The organism is Grimontia sp. AD028 (genome assembly GCF_000973155.1).
Lineage (GTDB): Bacteria > Pseudomonadota > Gammaproteobacteria > Enterobacterales > Vibrionaceae > Enterovibrio > Enterovibrio indicus.
On the sequence record NZ_LASY01000004.1, the window covers coordinates 44,331 to 62,570 of the forward strand.

Genomic DNA, 18,240 nt, shown 5'->3' on the forward strand with positions numbered 1-18,240 from the left:
GCTTGTCTCAAAAAGTCATCGATACAGGGGACTTTCGCCCCCATGCTATAAATTTCGGCTTTAACTTACGGGCGTGAATTACTGGCCAGTACGGTAGTTTGGTGCTTCTTTAGTGATGGTCACATCGTGTGCGTGCGATTCCGTCATACCAGCGCCAGTGATGCGAACAAATTCTGCTTTTGTACGCAGAGCTTCAACCGTCGCGGAACCGGTCAGACCCATGCACGAGCGCAGGCCACCCATTTGCTGGTGAATGATTTCTTTCAGGCGGCCTTTGTATGCCACACGACCTTCGATACCTTCTGGTACCAGCTTGTCTGCTGCATTATCGCTCTGGAAGTAACGGTCAGAAGAACCTTTAGACATCGCACCCAGCGAGCCCATACCACGATAAGATTTGTAAGCGCGGCCTTGGTAAAGCTCTACTTCACCTGGAGATTCTTCCGTACCTGCCAGCATGGAGCCAACCATGACACAAGATGCGCCTGCAACCAGTGCTTTACACAGGTCACCAGAGAAGCGGATACCGCCATCAGCGATACATGGCACGCCATATTGCTCTGCCACTTCTACTGCGTCTGAAATCGCAGTGATTTGCGGAACACCCACACCGGTAACAATACGGGTTGTACAGATTGAGCCTGGGCCGATACCCACTTTCACTGCATCTACACCCGCTTCAATCAGGGCTTTTGCACCTGCGCCAGTTGCGACGTTACCGCCAATGATTTGCAATTCAGGGAATTTTTCACGGGTTTCACGAATGCGTTGAAGCACGCCTTCAGAGTGACCATGAGAAGAGTCGATAAGCAGCACGTCAACGCCTGCTTCAACCAGTGCAGCAACACGTTCTTCGTTACCTGCACCTGCGCCAACCGCGGCACCAACACGCAGACGGCCTTGCTCGTCTTTACATGCGTTTGGTTTGCGCTCAGCTTTTTGGAAATCTTTTGCAGTGATCATGCCCGCGATGTGGTGATCGTCATTAACCACCAGGATTTTTTCTACGCGGTGTTTTTGCATCAGCTTTTGAACTTCTTCTGGGCTTGCACCCTCTTTCACTGTTGCCAGACGCTCTTTCGGTGTCATGGCTTCTGACACTTTCAGGCTCAGGTCAGTCACGAAACGAACGTCACGGCCAGTGATGATACCCACCAGCTCATTGGCTTCGGTTACTACCGGGAAACCGGCAAAGCCATGAGTTTCAGTCAGTGCTTTTACATCAGCAATGGTTTGATCAGGCGTCACTGTGACTGGATTTGAAACCACACCGGCTTCGAAGATCTTCACCAAGCGAACTTGTTCCGCTTGTTGCTCAATAGACATGTTTTTGTGGATAAAACCGATGCCACCTTCCTGAGCAAGCGCAATTGCGAGGCGCGCTTCGGTCACTGTGTCCATCGCCGCTGAGATCAGTGGGATGTTCAGAGAGATTTTTTTCGTCAGTTGAGTGCGCAAGTCGGCAGTGTTCGGAAGAACTGTGGAGTGTGCTGGAACCAGCAGTACATCGTCAAAAGTAAGGGCTTCTTTAGCTATTCGTAACATTGCAATATCTCACGCCAATATAATATGAGGGAGTTCAAAATATTGCCGCCGCATTATACTGACGGCGCAAACGTTTGGCTACAGATTTTTACGAAAACGTTTGGCTTTCAGATTTCGCCTCTTTAACATGGCTTCATCTTGCTGAAAACAAAGACGCATTCCGCTATGAATCTCACCAACAACAATATCTATACCGTCTCCAGATTAAACGCTGAAGTACGTTTATTGCTCGAAAACGAAATGGGCATTGTTTGGCTGGTTGGCGAGATTTCAAACCTCACCATGGCAACATCTGGTCACTGGTATTTCACCCTGAAAGACCGTCAGGCTCAGGTCAAATGCGCCATGTTCAAAGGCAATAACCGACGGGTAACTTTTAAACCTTCCAACGGAAATCAGGTGTTGGTGCGTGCAAGGCTTTCTTTGTATGAGCCCCGCGGTGACTACCAAATCATTGTCGAAAGCATGCAGCCAGAAGGTGACGGTCTGCTTCAACAGCAATTTGAAAAGCTGAAAATGCAGCTTTCTGCAGAAGGTCTGTTTGCAGCCAGCCAGAAAAAACCACTCCCAGAACAACCCAAGCGGGTTGGCGTGATCACTTCCAGCACCGGCGCGGCGCTGCATGATATTTTGCATGTTCTAAAACGCCGCGATCCTAGCTTGCCTGTGGTGATTTATCCCACCCAAGTGCAGGGCAAAGATGCTGCAATTCAAATCGCGCAGGCTATTGGGCGTGCCAACAGTCGTAATGAATGTGATGTGCTGATCGTCGGTCGTGGTGGTGGTTCGCTGGAAGACTTGTGGTGCTTCAACGAAGAAATTGTTGCCCGTACCATTGCCGCCAGCTCCATCCCGATCGTCAGTGCAGTTGGCCATGAAGTTGATGTTACCATCGCGGATTTCGTCGCTGATGTCCGCGCCCCTACCCCGTCAGCTGCAGCAGAGCTTGTCAGCCGTGATACTTCTATACGTGATCAGCAACTCTTGCAGCGTACTGATCGCCTAGCACACGCTTTCAGCCGTCATTTAAGCCGCTCTCAGGAATGGCTGATTCGCTTGCAACACCGATTGGCGATGCAGCACCCCAAAGCGCAGCTTCAACAACAGTCTCAGCAGTTTGATGAGCTTGAAAGGCGTCTTCACCAATCCATGCGCTATAAACTTCAAACGGAAGCACAGCGCCTGGATAGAGCTGCGCAAAAGCTTGAGCGACACTCACCCGCGAACCAAATTCCAGGCCAGAAAGCACAACTTGGCTATGTGGAGCAGCGTCTTATCGAGGCCATGCGCCGCCAACTCCGACAACAACAGCATGCACTGGCACTTCAGATGGAAACTCTGGATGCGGTGAGCCCGCTGGCAACACTCGCACGCGGTTATTCGATCACCCGAAACGATAAAGGCGAAGTGATTCGTTCAGCATCGTCGCTTAAGTCTGGCGATCAGATCAGGTCAACGTTTGGAGATGGGGAGATCCAATCTACGGTGAACTAGAAAGGATCTTTAACCAGAAAGGTGAAACGGTGTCTCAGGACACCGTTTTTTGTTCTTCAAAAACGATTCTCGCGCTCGACTTCGATTTCAGCTCGTTGCAGCTATTGCAGAAATAGCTGGTCGCCCCACAAGCCTGAAGCTTTTCCAATAGCGCGTCGCAAGTGGCACAAAATACCTGTTTTACAAAACTTTTCTCGCAGGTTTCACAACGGTAAGTGCCGTTGTCCCACACCAAGTCACGTTCGCAATCAGGGCAATGATTTCCCATAAAGGTTTCCTTAGCTTTGACTTCGCAGTTTTTTGGTCAAAGGATGCACAAAGATCCTTTTGCCGTTATTCTAACCCTTAGATGCTGGCAAAACGAGCAGCCTAGTGCTGGATCCTATAAAGATCGTCGGATCGCAGCGATTATGGGATCCGATCAGCGATCACCCCCTAAAAAAATATTTATCAATACAACCCCCGAAAGCATAAGTTACATGTTCTGCATATGGATTTTAGAAAGGATAAAATATCGAAACGAAATTTTAAAACCATAAAATTCGATATTTTATAAATTATAGGTGTCATAGTAGCCGCGTAATAATTCGCCTTTCCTTCCTAGAACGATATTTCACGCCTAATTGCTTATTTTTTGTGACGAAGATCATCTAAATTGCATCATTTGACGGTCAGATCAGACTGAATTAGCGGTCAATCAGCCGTACCTGAGAGCCTGTATTAAGGCTAACTGCTCAAATTACGGGCGGGAAATACGGAAAGATGACACTTTTGTCTAAATTACATGGGCTGTCATTCAACCTTCATGTATCCGGATATAATCCGTTTTTACGGGCGTAAAAAAGCCGACCCTGAGGTCGGCTCTTAGTATTTAGTGGCAGAGAGTTATTTCTTGCCGCGGGTTTTCACCATGTCCATCAGACGTTTACGTTGACGCGCCTGAGAAATGGTTAGCTTCTCTTTCTTACCTTCGAACGGGTTCTCGCTGTTCTGGAACTGAATACGGATAGGTGTACCCATGATTTCCAGAGACTTACGGTAGTAGTTCATCAGGTAACGCTTGTACGAATCAGGCAGCTCTTTCACCAGGTTTCCGTGAATAACGAAAATCGGTGGATTGTAACCACCAGCGTGTGCATATTTCAGCTTCACGCGTCGGCCACGGATCATCGGTGGCTGGTGATCATCCTGAGCCATGCTCATGATGCGGGTCAGCATCGCCGTGCTGATTCGCTTGGTCGCAGACTCATACGCTTCCTGAATCGACTCAAACAGGTGACCCACACCTGTACCGTGCAATGCAGAGATAAAGTGAATACGGGCGAAATCAACAAAGCCAAGACGACGGTCAAGTTCTGACTTCACACGCTCTTTCACATCACTGTCCAGACCATCCCACTTGTTTACAGCGATGACGATCGAACGGCCTGCGTTCAATGCAAAGCCCAACAGGCTCAAATCCTGATCCGAAATGTTCTCACGCGCGTCAATGACCAGCAGCACAACATTCGAGTCTTCGATCGCTTTCAGTGTCTGGATAACGGAGAACTTCTCAACTTTCTCGTTAACACGCTTACGACGGCGAACACCTGCAGTATCGATGATGACGTACTCACGACCATCACGCTCCATTGGAATGTAGATGGAATCGCGCGTTGTGCCAGGCATGTCGTAAACCACGACGCGGTCTTCGCCAAGGATACGGTTAGTCAGAGTCGACTTACCGACGTTTGGACGACCGATGATACCGAATTTGATTGGCAGGTTACGCAAACGCTCCAATGCAGATTCTGCATCTTCTTCGGTCAGATCTTTATCTTCGTCTTCTGCATCTTGCTCGCCAGTCAGGTCGACCAAGCCTTCTTCACCTTCTTCGTTCGCGAGCTCTTCTACGAACGGCTTCAGTGCGCGGTCGATCAAAGCGAGTACACCACGACCATGTGCGGCTGCAATCTGGTACATGTCAGGCATACCCAGTTGCCAGAATTCTGCGCTGGCTGCGTCTGCATCGATGCCATCAACTTTGTTGACGACAAGGAAGGTTTTCTTTTCACGGCTACGCAGGTGGTGTGCAATCGCCTCATCGGCGACGGTCAGACCCGCACGGCCATCAACCATAAACAGCACAACATCGGCTTCTTCAATCGCTGCCAGTGACTGCTCAGCCATCTTGGTTTCTACACCCTCTTCGGTACCGTCGATACCACCAGTGTCCACCACGATGAACTCATGCTCACCCAGCATAGCTTTTCCGTACTTACGATCCCTGGTCAAACCCGGAAAATCGGCAACGAGCGCGTCGCGCGTCCTTGTTAGCCGGTTAAAGAGTGTCGACTTCCCCACATTAGGACGCCCTACCAGGGCTACTACAGGAATCATACTGACCTCTTAAAATCTCTAATTCATTAATAACAGCGGCTCCTGACCGGTCAGGATCAGGAGCCGAATAATTGATAAGCAACTGTATTTACTGTACTTGCTTCTTACTTATTGTGCCATCACGGGTTGTGACGATATAACCGCCATCTACGTTTAATGGGCTCACCGCAAAACCGCTGTCATCCAGCTGCTGCTGCGCCACAAACTCACCGGAGTTCGGATCCATCCAATGCAGATAGCCTTCTGCGTCACCCACCACAACGTAACCGGAAATAGCCACTGGTGCCGTCAACTGACGGTACTCCAAATCACGGTTCTGCCAAAGCTCAGTGCCACTGCGCGCATCTACTGCCACCACATGATCTTTGTCAGTGATAAGAAACAGATAGCTTCCCGCCACCAAAAAGTCAGTCGATGAACTGTAAGTGCGTTTCCACGCAGGGCGACCTGAACGCAGGTCAATCGCAACCAATTGGCCATTGTAACCCACCGCGTAAAGCAGTGCGCCGTCAATCACAGGTGTCGCATCAACATCAACCAAGCGGTCGATTTCAGTGGCGCCTTTCGGGCTCGCAATCGGCTGTTGCCAGATGATGTTGCCATTCTCAACGAATGCAGCACCCAGACGCCCGTTTGCCATGCCCCAGAACACACCACCTGACGTTGATACCGGAGAGCTGTCTCCACGCAATGTCAGGTTTGGCACGTCACTGGAAATACGCCAACGTTCTTCACCGGATTCTGCATCAAATGCAGCCAGTTCACCACGGCTGGTGTTAACAATCACCAGACTTTCATCTGCCAAAGGCTTAGAAAGGATTTCGCCGCCTGCGTTGCTACGCCAAACGGTTTCTCCGGTTTCTTCATCCAATGCAATCAACGCACCGGTTTCGGTCCCCAAGTAGATCTTACTGTAAGAAGCCGTCAGACCACCGGAGATCAGTGCGGCAGCATCTTCACCCAGATCGACACTCCAAAGGGTCGAACCGGTTTCAGTGTCCATGGCTTTAACCACACCTTGGCGATCAGCAGCAAACACTTTGCCATAAGCCTGAACAGGAGACAGGTTGCTGAAATAATTTCCAACACCGTTACCTACACTGGACTTCCAAACTTGAGTCGGGGTGAATTCGCTCTCAACCACTGGCACGGGTGCCATCTGGATGGAATCTTCCTCACCCGCACAGCCAATCAGCAGTGTTCCCAGCAAGGCAACTGCACCAACACGTTTCCATCCCTTACGCATCATACTCAGACCTTATTGAGACAGGTTGTCCAGTTTCATCTGAACAACAGGGTTGGTCGCTGCTGCAATGGAAGCTGCATAAGCAGAACGCGCTGCCGCTGTATCGCCTTTACGCAGTTCGATATCGCCGCGTAGCTCTTCAACCTGTGCTTTCCAGCTTTCCGCCGTTACGCTGTTCAGTTGTGTCAGCGCAGCGTCGTAGTTACCAAGCTCTGCTTCAACACGAGCCAAGCGAACTGTCGCCAGTGTTTTCAGCGTTTCGTCTTTTGAGGACTGCACTTTACGCAGTTGCTCGGCAGCTTTGGTCAGATCGCCTGCATCAACAAACGACTTCGCCAATTGCAGCTCAAGCAAAGTCGCGTAAGAGCCTTCATTATCACCGATGAAAGCTGTCGCTTTCTCTTCCGCCTGCGCATCGCCTGCAACCAGCGCGCTTACTACTTGTGTATACGCTTCTGATGCCTGCTCACGGCTGGTTTCCATTTCCGATTGGTAATAACGCCATCCATAAAGGCCGCCCAAACCGATTACTGCGCCGAGGACAACGGCTTTGCCGTTATCCCGCCACCACTTTTTAATCGCTTCGACTTGTTGTTCTTCTGTGGTGTAGACGTCCACGTTTTGTCCTCTCTTAAACTCGTTGAGCCAGTTTATCGGCTACTTCATCCTGAGAAATGGTCAGCTGTTCGCCGCCTTTAAGATCTTTGAAGGTCACTTGGTTGTTAGCGACTTCATCTTCGCCAAGTACCAGAGCCACCGACGCACCAACTTTGTCAGCGCGTTTGAATTGCTTCTTAAAGTTACCGCCGCCAAAGTGGGTCATCACGCGCAGACCAGGAACCTGCTCGCGCAGTTTCTCAGCCAGTTGCATGCCCGCTACCAGCGTGCCTTCGCCTGCTGTGACCATGTATACGTCAACTGCAGGACGGGTTTCATCAAGTTCCAGCGTTTCCATCAGAAGCACCAGACGCTCAACACCCATCGCAAAGCCGACTGCCGGAGTAGCTTTACCGCCCAGCTGCTCAACCAGACCGTCGTAGCGGCCTCCGCCACAAACTGTACCTTGAGAGCCCAGGCTTTCAGTGATCCACTCGAAAACGGTACGGTTGTAATAGTCCAGACCGCGAACCAGTTTCTCGTTTACCGTGTATTGGATACCTGCGGCGTCCAACAGTTCACAAAGACCTGCAAAATGTTGTTTTGATTCTTCATCCAGATACTCCGAAAGCTTCGGCGCATCGGTCAATACCGCTTGGATATCCGCATTCTTGGTATCCAGAACTCGCAGTGGATTGGTATGCATGCGGCGTTTGCAATCTTCATCCAAGATCGCTTCATGCTGCATCAAAAATTCCACCAGCGCTTCACGATAATTCGCACGTGCTTCCAGCGAACCGATAGAGTTAAGTTCTAGGCGCACATGTTCATGGATACCCAGCTTACGCCAAAGGCGTGCAGTCATCATGATAAGTTCTGCGTCAACGTCAGGACCATTCAGGCCAAACACTTCCACGCCAAACTGGTGGAACTGACGGTAACGGCCTTTCTGTGGACGCTCATGACGGAACATTGGACCAACGTACCACAGACGTTGCTCCTGGTTGTAAAGCAAACCGTTCTCGATACCGGCGCGCACACAGCCCGCTGTGCCTTCAGGGCGCAAAGTCAGGCTGTCGCCGTTGCGGTCCTCGAAGGTGTACATTTCTTTCTCAACCACGTCGGTCACTTCACCAATGGCGCGGCTGAATAGATGAGTCATTTCCACGATCGGCATGCGCACTTCGCTGTAACCGTATGCGCTGATAACGTCTTTAACAGTGCCTTCGACTTTTTGCCAAAGTGGAGACTGTGTTGGGAGGCAGTCGTTCATGCCTCGGATTGCTTGAATAGTTTTTGCCACGTTAACTCTCGTAACCGATCTGTTTGTTCTAGCTGTAAGTGAGCGCGCTGCGCTTACTCTTGTGTGTTCACGTCGATGCGGTTGTTTTCATCCAACATTGACGCTTTCGCCCGGATCTTCGCTTCCAGCTGATCGATCAGGTTGTCATTTTCAAAACGTTCTTTCTGGCGTTTGCCATCATCGTAATACGCGCTGCGCTTGTTACCACCAGCCACACCGATGTGTGATACCTCAGCTTCACCCGGCCCGTTAACCACACAGCCAATCACTGAAACATCCATAGGCACAACAACATCTTCCAGACGCTGTTCCAATGCGTTTACGGTACCAATCACATCAAACTCCTGACGGGAGCATGTTGGGCAGGCAATAAAATTCACACCGCGTGAACGGATACGCAGTGATTTTAAAATATCGAAACCGACTTTGATTTCTTCTACTGGATCAGCCGCCAATGAGATACGCAGGGTATCACCAATGCCTTCACTTAGCAGCATGCCAAGGCCAACTGCAGATTTCACTGAACCTGCACGCGCACCACCTGCCTCGGTAATACCAAGGTGCAGAGGTTGATCAATGCGTTTTGCCAGTTGACGGTAAGATTCAACGGCCAGGAATACATCAGACGCCTTCACACTCACTTTAAACTGGTCAAAGTTGAGGCGATCCAGAATATCAACATGGCGCATCGCCGATTCCACCAATGCTTCTGGTGTTGGCTCGCCATATTTTTCTTGAATATCACGCTCCAGCGAACCACCGTTCACGCCAATGCGGATAGGAATATTTTTGTCACGCGCCGCATCAACCACGGAGCGGATACGTTGCTCATTACCAATATTGCCTGGGTTAATACGAAGACAATCAACGCCATATTCTGCCACCTTGAGGGCAATACGGTAGTCAAAGTGAATATCAGCAACCAATGGGATGGAGCACTGCTGTTTGATCAGTTTGAACGCTTCGGCGGCGTCCATGGTCGGCACAGAAACGCGCACGATGTCTGCACCCACTTTTTCCAGTGCTTTGATCTGAGCAACCGTCGCTTCCACGTCGGTTGTGCGGGTGTTCGTCATTGATTGAACTGCGATCGGAGCGCCATCGCCAATTGGCACATCGCCCACATAAATACGCGTAGACGGACGACGTTTAATAGGAGATTCGGTATGCATTAGGTGTACTCTGGATTACTTTGGAAGGCTCAAACGCGCTACCCGTCCTGATGGGTAGCCACTCAGATCAATGTTTTTGCCATTGTAGGCAAGACTCACAGCAGCTGGTGCACCCAGCACCAACTTAAACGGTGCATCACCGGATAGTTCAACGGTTTCGCCTGCAGATTTTATCCCTGTCAGCAGACGTTTGCCACTGGCATCGCGGATATCCACCCAACAATCGCCATTAAAGGATAAAGATAAAGTCGGCTCCGTCACCACCGGGGTCGAAACAGTTTCTTCAACCTGTTCTGGCGCTTCAACCACTGTTGAAGTTTCAGCGACTTCTTGCGGTGCAGACTCTTGCTCCACTGGAGACTCGGTTTCGACTTCAGGCACAACCTCAGTGACTGTCTCTTCTGCTACAGCATTGTTTTCTTCTGCTTCAATCAGAGCAGGAGCGATGCTTTCGGTCACATCCTGAACCTGTTGATTTTCCAGACCTTCGCTTAGGTCAGTGGCTGCAGGTGTTTCTTCTGTGATTGAAGCAAGAAGGTTGGTGCCTTCTGGTAGTGAAAGCAGAGGATCATTTTGTTGGTTCTGCCACCACCAAAACGCGGTCAAACCCACAGCAGCAGCCAAAATAACCCAGGTCAAACTCATGACACGGCTATCGTCTTTGTCACGACGGGTCTTTCGCGAGAAGCTTTGCATCTTCTGCACGTTATCTTCCGCTTCAGGTGCAGGTTTGAACGTGTGCAGAAGTTCGTCAGCGTTTACGCCGACCAGCTTGGCATATGAACGAATATAACCACGTGTAAACGTGGTTATCTGTTTTTCATCGCAGCAGTTTTCTTCCAGGTCTTGAATAACGGAAACACGAAGTCTCAGGCGGTCAGCTACATCCTGAGCGGATAGCCCCATCGCCTCTCGGGCTTGTCGCAAAACCGTTCCCGGATGTGTCGACTCAACCTCAAACTGCTGTTCTTCGTTTTGTTCAGTATTCATTCGTCAGGTACTGTCTAAATTCTTTTGATTCGGGAAATTTGTCAGCCAGCAGGCTCGCGTAACGTTCCGCCTCCTTTGACCGTCCAGCTTTGTTTTCCAAGTCAGTCATTATTAACAGCGTCGCAGGCTGATAGCCATAGCGTTTGTGAAAATGAAAAAGACGTATTCTTGCTTCATTCAGCTCATCGTCTTCCACTTCCATACGGGCGAGTTTTACGGAAGATAAAGGCCTGTTAGGCTCATGGTCAATAGCTTTGGCGAACCATACTTTCGCGTTATCCCTGCTCCCCTCTTTCATTGCGCAAAGAGCGGCGTTTTCATAACTGCCGGATAACTTGTAATAGTAAGGTTGATCAATCGCCCTCGCAAACGCCCGCTGCGCTTCGTCGTATCGTTCCTGTCGACATAAAAAGACGCCGTAATTGTTCTGAACGTCACCATTTTGTGGTGAATGACGTAACGCTGTTTTGTACTGTTGTTCAGCCTGGTCGTACTCGCCAACTTCCTGAAGATAGTAGGCGAAGGAAATGAGTGAGCGATAATAAGTAGGTGCAAACTGCACCGCCGTTTCAAGATTTTGCCTCGCTCGCTCCCATTGTCCGGCCTTCAAATAGGCAAGACCAAGCGAAATTCTGGACTCAGCTGCGTCAATGCTATCAAACTTCGCGGTATTTTGCTTCTCTGTTACTGTGACACAACCAGCTAATAATCCCATCAATAACAGAGCGCTAAGCGTCCTTGCCATTATCCCATCCTAATCAGTCTGACAAATCAGACTGATTTCACTGGGATTTGCTCCTCAACATTCAGTCTGCTTTGCGTGCGTTTGGTTCGGTCTATCACATCGCCGACGAGCTGACCGCACGCCGCATCAATGTCATCACCACGGGTTTTACGAACGATAACCGTGTAGTCGTATTGCATCAGTGTTTTCTGGAAACGATCGATGCGTGAGTTACTCGGTTTCTTATATGGTGACCCAGGATAAGGGTTAAAAGGAATCAGGTTTATCTTCGCAGGCGTATCTTTTAACAGCTCTGCGAGTTGGCGCGCATGCTCCATATCATCATTGACGTGATCGAGGAGAATATACTCTACGGTGACACGGCCACGGTTCGCATTTGAAGACGCAATATAACGACGTACAGACGCTAAAAACGTTTCAATATCATAGCGATCGTTGATTGGCATGATTTGGCTACGTAGCTCATCAGTCGGCGCGTGAAGGGAAATCGCCAGAGCGACATCAATCTTACCTGCCATCTGATCCAGACCGGAAACCACACCGGAAGTTGATACAGTGACACGGCGTTTTGACAAACCGTAAGCCAGATCATCCAGCATCAGATTCAGCGCTGGGATCAGGTTCTTCATATTCAGAAGAGGCTCACCCATACCCATCATGACCACGTTGGTAATTGGACGACGGCCAGTTTCTTTTTCCACGCCGATTTCTTTAGCTGCACGCCAAACCTGTCCGATGATTTCAGACACTTTCAGATTGCGGTTAAAGCCTTGTTGGGCAGTAGAACAGAATTTACAGTCGAGCGCACAGCCTACCTGGGAAGACACGCACAAGGTTGCACGGTCATCTTCAGGGATATAAACGGTTTCAACGTCCTGATTACCAACACGCATTGCCCATTTGATGGTGCCATCAGAAGAATACTGAGCAGTGCTAACTTCTGGCGCACGGATTTCACAACGCGCATTCAGTTTTTCACGAAGCTTTTTGTTGATGTTGTTCATCTGATCAAAATCATCAACACCGAAATGGTACATCCACTTCATGATCTGATCGGCACGGAACGCCTTTTCGCCTAACTCTTCGGCGAAAAACGCACGTAGCGCCTGTCGATCGAAATCCAGCAGATTGATTTTTTCTGTTGTCATCAGATTGCCTCGTGAACAATAAATCAGTAACCACATCAACCACTCAACATTGGCTGATAAATGGCGGTTCGCCTTAAATCAAGGCGCGAAATTGTACAGCCTTTGTGATCGGGATTCCACCTGTTACTTATAGGCTTATTCTAGTGTGTAAACCTGCCAGAAACTAAAAAGGAGAGCCAAAGCTCTCCTTTTATCTTATCTATGAAGCAATTACAGAGTACGAGGACAAATCTCATCATCGGCGAAAAAGTAAGCAATTTCTCGCTCTGCTGAAGTCGGGCTGTCAGAGCCGTGTACTGAGTTAAAACGCATGCTCTCAGCAAAGTCTGCACGCAGTGTGCCGCAGGCCGCTTCTTCTGGGTTGGTCTTACCCATCAGTTCACGGTAACGCGCAATCGCGTCTTCGCCTTCGAGAACCTGTACGGTCACCGGACCAGAAGTCATGAACTCAACCAAACCGTCGTAAAATGGCTTGCCTTCATGCTCGGCATAAAAACCTTGTGCCTGTTCTTTTGTCAGGTGAAGCATTTTTGCTGCGACAATTTGCAGACCAGCCGCTTCAATACGCTGATAAATAGCGCCAATCAGATTACGTTTTACTGCGTCGGGCTTAACGATTGAAAAAGTGCGCTCAATAGTCATTCTATCTTCCTTTTATTTTTCTACAGATACGCAAGCATTGCTCTGTTATCTGTTTGTATTCACAAAGGTAGCCTACCAGAGCGCAATGCCAGACCCTACCCTGACATTGCGGAAGCGTTAACTGTGTTGATAAAACACCTAACTTTTGTAGCGATTACTGGCTTGACTCATTCATCAGAATACGAGCCAGCGTTTTAACGCCCATACCCGTTGCACCTACAGACCACTTATCGCTTGGCGTTTTGCGGTAAGTCCCGGAGCAATCCAGGTGAACCCAGCCTTCTTTGTAGTTGTCGACAAAGTAGGAAAGGAAAGCTGCCGCCGTGCTCGCACCCGGTGAGTATTGACCTGCGCCAACGTTTGCAAGATCAGCAAAGTTAGATGGCAGCATCTGACGGTGGAACTCAGCCAGTGGCAACTGCCACATGCCTTCGTTTTCCGCTTCTGCAGCTGACAGACAGCGTTGAGAAAGTGCCTGGTCAAAGCTAAACAGCGCATGGTAGTCATTGCCTAGCGCTGCCTTTGCAGCACCGGTCAAAGTAGCACAATCGATGGTCAGAGCTGGGGTGAATTTGTTCGCGTAAAGAAGGCCATCCGCCATCACCAAGCGCCCTTCGGCATCTGAATTTAGTACTTCAACGGTCACGCCGTTTTTGTACGTGATGATGTCACCCAGCTTGTAGGCGTTGCTGGAAATCATGTTCTCTGCACAGCAAAGAATCAATTTAACGCGCTTGTTGAGACCTTGAGCGACTGCCAGTCCCAGACCACCGGTCGCCATCGCTGCGCCGCCCATGTCTGCCTTCATTGAATCCATGAACGCCGACTGTTTAATGCTGTAGCCGCCTGAGTCGAAAGTAATACCTTTACCGATAATACAAGCGAACACTTCAGCGTCTTTGTCGCCAGTTGGGTTGTAATCAAGCTGAAGCATCGCCGGCTTACGCGCTGAACCGCGGCCTACGGTGTGGGTACCCACCCAGCCTTGCTCGAGCAGATCAGCACCGGAAACAATTTTGTAGCTGACATGTTCAGGATTTGGCGCCTGAGATTTAATGAACTCACCGGCGCGGACAGCCAGCTGTTGCGGACCAACTTCTTCAGCGGTTTCATTGATAATTTGACGAACCCAATCGGTCGCGACAATGCGATCATTCAGCACTTTCTGAGCAGCGTCTTCCAACTCTGCATCGAAATCGAAACCAGGCTTAGGGCCACGCAGCCCCTGATAGAATGCCCACGCGGTTTCCAAATCCCAGCTATCACCAACCAGAGAAACTTTGCGAATACCCTGCATATCCAGTTTACGAGCAGCTTGCTGAACCGGCGTGAGTTTATCGTCACCTGAGGCGTGAACCACTGCGCCTTGCTGATTAAAAGAAACCAGTGCATTCGCACCCCAAGTCTCACCCGCAGCTTCGTGTGATAGCGTGATACGCATTTTGTCAGTCATGCTGAACTCCTTTTTCCTGTTACCCCGCACATCGTTGCGGAGCATTAAATTTGGGCTGATTTTTCTTTTTAGAGTACGCCATCTTTATGACGTTTTATCAGAAGTGCCCCAAATCGTCTGTTCATAGAGGTTCCAGCTCAATTTGGGGATAAAACAAAGCGGGCATCATGCCCGCTTGGATAGTCTCAATCTGCCTGCTTTACTGGCGTAAAACAAGGTCTTTAATCCATTTCTTCCATCCAGCACAGGATGATCGCCTCTAAGATCTTCTCATTGGAGCGGTTTGGATCGTCAGAGAAGTCTTCAAGCTCCGTCACCCAACGGTGCAGGTCAGTAAAACGCACCGTTTTCGGATCAGTATCAGGGAATTGTTCTACCAGCTCAATCGCGATATCACGCGAATCGGTCCATGTCAGGCTCATAGTTTTTGCTCCCTTATCAGATTAGTGATTTTCTGCAGCGTGGTTTAGGGTATAACGCGGAATTTCTACCACCAGATCTTCATCAGCCACTTTTGCCTGACAGCCCAAGCGTGACTCAGGCTCCAGACCCCATGCTTTATCCAGCATGTCGTCTTCCAGCTCATCGCTTTCATCCAGAGAATCAAATCCTTCGCGGATGACTACGTGGCAGGTCGTACAAGCGCACGACTTTTCACAGGCATGTTCAATCGCAATACCGTTACGCAGTGCAACGTCCAGCACAGTGTCACCGGTCTTTGCTTCCAACACCGCGCCTTCTGGGCAGAGATCCTGGTGTGGCAGAACAACAATCTTTGGCATGTTTAAACCTCGTCAATGGAATGGCCAGCCAGTGCTTCACGGATGGATTTGTCCATACGACGTGAGGCAAACTCCTGACTCGCTTTATCTGTATCTTTGATGCCTTGTTCAATAGCTGCGGCATCGTCACCGTTACGGAGCGCAATCAGCGCTTCAATCGCTTTCACCAGCGCTTGCTGCTCTTCGTCTGACAGCAGCGCTTCGCCGTCTGCTTGCATCGCAACCAGCAGACCTTCAATCACACGATCGGCTTCAACGCGTTGCTCCGCCAGATAACGGGCGTCTTTGTCGTCCTGCGCATGAGTGAACGATGACTTGATCATATCGGCAATTTCGGTATCGCTCAGGCCGTAAGACGGTTTCACCTGAATCGATGCCTGCACTTCAGTGCTCTTTTCCATCGCTGTAACAGATAGCAGGCCATCGGCGTCAACCTGGTAGGTCACGCGAATGTGCGCTGCGCCTGCAGCCATTGGTGGAATGCCTTTCAGGGTAAAATCCGCCAGCGAACGACAGTCATCCACCATTTCGCGCTCGCCCTGAACCACGTGCACTTTCATGCCCGTCTGGCCATCTTTGAACGTGGTGAACTCTTGCGCACGCGCAACAGGGATAGTGGTATTGCGTGGAATAATTTTCTCGACCAGACCGCCCATGGTTTCAATACCCAAAGAAAGCGGAATCACGTCCAGCAACAGCATTTCACCATCCGGCTTATTACCTACCAGAATGTCGGCCTGTGTCGCTGCACCGATGGCAACAACTTTATCCGGATCAATGCTGGTCAGCGGTGTGCGGTCGAAGAACTCGCCAACTTTTTCGCGAACCAGTGGTACACGGGTAGAACCACCCACCATCACCACTTCCAGCACTTCTTCAGCGGAAACGCCAGCATCTTTCAGTGCGCGGCGACAAGACAACAGGGTTTTCTTTACCAGCGCGCCAATCAGATCGTCGAACTGTTCGCGGCTCAGTGTGCCTTTCCAGCCAAGCACATCGATATCTGCGACATCGCTTGCGCTCAAAGCAACTTTTGCGCTGTTAGCGGCATTCATCAAGCGCGCACGGTCATCGCCGGAAAGCGCACCAAATCCTGCCTGCTCGGAGATCCAGTCTGCGACAAGGTGATCAAAGTCATCACCGCCCAGCGCTGAATCACCGCCTGTAGCCAGCACTTCAAACACACCTTTTGAAAGGCGGAGAATAGAGATATCAAACGTACCGCCGCCTAGATCGTAGACAGCAATAACACCTTCCTGACCCGAGTCCAGACCGTAAGCGATCGCAGCTGCGGTTGGTTCGTTCAGGAGACGAAGTACCTTCAGGCCGGCAAATTTAGCGGCATCTTTGGTCCCCGCGCGCTGCGCATCGTCAAAGTAAGCGGGAACTGTGATAACCACACCTTCCAACTCGCCACCCAGTGCTTCTTCTGCACGCGCATTGACGGCACGTAGGATATCCGCAGAAACTTCAATCGGGTTTTTCTTGCCCGCACGGGTGTTGATCAATGGCAGACCATTGTCAGATGCAGACAGTTCATAAGGAAGGTTGGGATAACGGGTCTGAACGTCCGCCAATGAGCGGCCCATCATGCGTTTGACGGAAGAAACCGTGTTTGCGCTGTCGGTTTCTGACATCGCTTTTGCAGCATATCCCACCGTTACGTCATCACCGTAGTGAACCACAGAAGGGATCAGCGCCCGACCATCAAGGTCATTAAGGGTGCTCGCAGTGCCGCTTCGGACTGAAGCAACGAGAGTATTGGTAGTCCCTAGGTCAATACCCACCGCAAGCTTGTGCTCGTGCGGTGCAGCACTCTGACCAGGTTCTGCAATTTGTAACAGTGCCATAGTGGTTCCTGTAGCCTGATCAGCGTGCTGAATTAACCCAGCAGCCGATCTTCGATTCGTTCGATTTCTTGCTTGAGTTTGACCAAGAACTTCAGCTTGCGAACGCTTATCGCCGCATCCTGCCACTGCTCGCCATTTAGTTGTTCTTTCAATTCGGCAAGCATGGCTTTGTGGAGTTTCTCCACGCCTTGTTCAAAGTCGAACAACAATACATCCGGCTCATCGCTGTCTGCAATCTCTTCCAGCTCTTCTCTCAGCTCCATTTGCTGCATCAAGAATTCTGGATCTTGCATCGTCTGCTGCTCATCGCGCAATTCTACGCCATTGAGAGAGAGAAGGTATTCGGCACGACGCACCGGATCACTCAGCGTTTGATAAGCATCATTAATTTGCGCGGCTTTCTGCACAGCAAGCAGGCGTTCCTGCTCGGAAGCAGTGGCAAATTTGTCCGGATGGAAACGTCGTTGAAGTTCGCGAAACTGCGAAGAAAGAGAGCTACCATCCAGCTCGAACTGCGATGATAGCCCAAATAGTTCGAAATGATTCATATCATCTCACGAGTTAAACGTTAAAGCTTTCGCCGCAACCACACTCGCTGCTTACGTTGGGGTTGTTGAACTGGAAGCCTTCGTTAAGGCCTTCTTTGGTGAAATCAAGTTCAGTACCATCTAAGTACAAGAGACTTTTACTATCGACGATCACTTTGACGCCGTATTGTTCAAAGTCGAACACTTGATCTTCTTCTTGAAGTTCATCAACGAATTCCAGTACATAAGCCATTCCCGAACAGCCTGACGTGCGAACACCCAAGCGAAGGCCGATGCCTTTTCCGCGGTTTTCCAAGAAGGTGCGAACGCGTAATGCCGCCGCGTCAGTCATAGTAATGGCCATATG

Annotated in this window: 18 protein-coding genes; 1 reads left to right on the forward strand and 17 read right to left on the reverse strand. The window is 50.0% G+C overall.

Features of this window, described 5'->3' with window-relative positions:
* Nucleotides 1-78: 78 nt before the first annotated feature.
* Nucleotides 79-1,545: an IMP dehydrogenase gene (gene guaB / locus RN22_RS01010; RefSeq protein ID WP_046302735.1), complete on the reverse strand. Its 1,467-nt coding sequence runs from the start codon at nt 1,543-1,545 to the stop codon at nt 79-81.
* 165 nt (nt 1,546-1,710) lie between these two features.
* Between guaB and xseA the strand changes: the two genes are divergently transcribed.
* Nucleotides 1,711-3,039, forward strand: coding sequence for an exodeoxyribonuclease VII large subunit (gene xseA, locus RN22_RS01015; RefSeq protein ID WP_046302736.1), 1,329 nt, complete (start codon nt 1,711-1,713; stop codon nt 3,037-3,039).
* 34 nt (nt 3,040-3,073) lie between these two features.
* On the opposite strand, the gene RN22_RS01020 is transcribed toward xseA, so the two are convergent.
* The 16 genes from RN22_RS01020 to iscA form a co-directional block, all read right to left on the reverse strand.
* Nucleotides 3,074-3,307, reverse strand: a complete 234-nt coding sequence (locus tag RN22_RS01020) for a zinc ribbon domain-containing protein (RefSeq protein ID WP_046302737.1) — start codon at nt 3,305-3,307, stop codon at nt 3,074-3,076.
* A 617-nt stretch (nt 3,308-3,924) separates the two neighbouring features.
* Entirely contained in the window at nt 3,925-5,418 is a 1,494-nt protein-coding gene (der, locus tag RN22_RS01025) for a ribosome biogenesis GTPase Der (protein WP_046302738.1), read from the reverse strand.
* An 88-nt stretch (nt 5,419-5,506) separates the two neighbouring features.
* The gene (gene bamB, locus RN22_RS01030; RefSeq protein ID WP_046302753.1) at nt 5,507-6,664 is read right to left on the reverse strand and encodes an outer membrane protein assembly factor BamB; all 1,158 of its coding nucleotides are present in this window, start codon (nt 6,662-6,664) and stop codon (nt 5,507-5,509) included.
* Between the two features lie 12 nt (nt 6,665-6,676).
* A complete protein-coding gene (locus RN22_RS01035) occupies nt 6,677-7,282 on the reverse strand; it encodes a tetratricopeptide repeat protein (RefSeq protein WP_046302739.1) in 606 nt (201 codons plus the stop codon).
* 13 nt (nt 7,283-7,295) lie between these two features.
* Nucleotides 7,296-8,564 carry a histidine--tRNA ligase gene (hisS, locus tag RN22_RS01040; protein ID WP_046302740.1) on the reverse strand — a complete coding sequence of 423 codons (1,269 nt, stop codon included), beginning with the start codon at nt 8,562-8,564 and terminating at the stop codon, nt 7,296-7,298.
* A gap of 53 nt (nt 8,565-8,617) precedes the next feature.
* Nucleotides 8,618-9,736 (reverse strand): flavodoxin-dependent (E)-4-hydroxy-3-methylbut-2-enyl-diphosphate synthase, encoded by a 1,119-nt coding sequence (ispG, locus tag RN22_RS01045; protein ID WP_002536953.1) that lies wholly within the window; start codon nt 9,734-9,736, stop codon nt 8,618-8,620.
* A 15-nt stretch (nt 9,737-9,751) separates the two neighbouring features.
* Nucleotides 9,752-10,726: a cytoskeleton protein RodZ gene (gene rodZ, locus RN22_RS01050; protein ID WP_046302741.1), complete on the reverse strand. Its 975-nt coding sequence runs from the start codon at nt 10,724-10,726 to the stop codon at nt 9,752-9,754.
* Nucleotides 10,716-11,471, reverse strand: a complete 756-nt coding sequence (pilW, locus tag RN22_RS01055) for a type IV pilus biogenesis/stability protein PilW (RefSeq protein WP_046302742.1) — start codon at nt 11,469-11,471, stop codon at nt 10,716-10,718. The genes rodZ and pilW overlap by 11 nt, the downstream gene beginning before the upstream one ends.
* A gap of 26 nt (nt 11,472-11,497) precedes the next feature.
* Nucleotides 11,498-12,619: a bifunctional tRNA (adenosine(37)-C2)-methyltransferase TrmG/ribosomal RNA large subunit methyltransferase RlmN gene (locus RN22_RS01060; RefSeq protein ID WP_002536949.1), complete on the reverse strand. Its 1,122-nt coding sequence runs from the start codon at nt 12,617-12,619 to the stop codon at nt 11,498-11,500.
* A gap of 210 nt (nt 12,620-12,829) precedes the next feature.
* Nucleotides 12,830-13,261 carry a nucleoside-diphosphate kinase gene (gene ndk / locus RN22_RS01065; protein ID WP_046302743.1) on the reverse strand — a complete coding sequence of 144 codons (432 nt, stop codon included), beginning with the start codon at nt 13,259-13,261 and terminating at the stop codon, nt 12,830-12,832.
* Between the two features lie 154 nt (nt 13,262-13,415).
* Nucleotides 13,416-14,714, reverse strand: a complete 1,299-nt coding sequence (gene pepB / locus RN22_RS01070; protein WP_046302744.1) for an aminopeptidase PepB — start codon at nt 14,712-14,714, stop codon at nt 13,416-13,418.
* Nucleotides 14,715-14,935: 221 nt separating this feature from the next.
* The gene (iscX, locus tag RN22_RS01075) at nt 14,936-15,130 is read right to left on the reverse strand and encodes a Fe-S cluster assembly protein IscX (protein ID WP_192815495.1); all 195 of its coding nucleotides are present in this window, start codon (nt 15,128-15,130) and stop codon (nt 14,936-14,938) included.
* Nucleotides 15,131-15,157: 27 nt separating this feature from the next.
* Complete coding sequence (fdx, locus tag RN22_RS01080; RefSeq protein ID WP_002536943.1) at nt 15,158-15,496, reverse strand: ISC system 2Fe-2S type ferredoxin; 339 nt, start codon at nt 15,494-15,496, stop codon at nt 15,158-15,160.
* Nucleotides 15,497-15,498: 2 nt separating this feature from the next.
* Nucleotides 15,499-17,346 carry a Fe-S protein assembly chaperone HscA gene (gene hscA / locus RN22_RS01085; RefSeq protein ID WP_046302745.1) on the reverse strand — a complete coding sequence of 616 codons (1,848 nt, stop codon included), beginning with the start codon at nt 17,344-17,346 and terminating at the stop codon, nt 15,499-15,501.
* A 32-nt stretch (nt 17,347-17,378) separates the two neighbouring features.
* Entirely contained in the window at nt 17,379-17,894 is a 516-nt protein-coding gene (gene hscB / locus RN22_RS01090) for a co-chaperone HscB (protein ID WP_002536940.1), read from the reverse strand.
* A gap of 13 nt (nt 17,895-17,907) precedes the next feature.
* A complete protein-coding gene (iscA, locus tag RN22_RS01095) occupies nt 17,908-18,237 on the reverse strand; it encodes an iron-sulfur cluster assembly protein IscA (RefSeq protein ID WP_002536938.1) in 330 nt (109 codons plus the stop codon).
* Between the last annotated feature and the right edge of the window lie 3 nt (nt 18,238-18,240).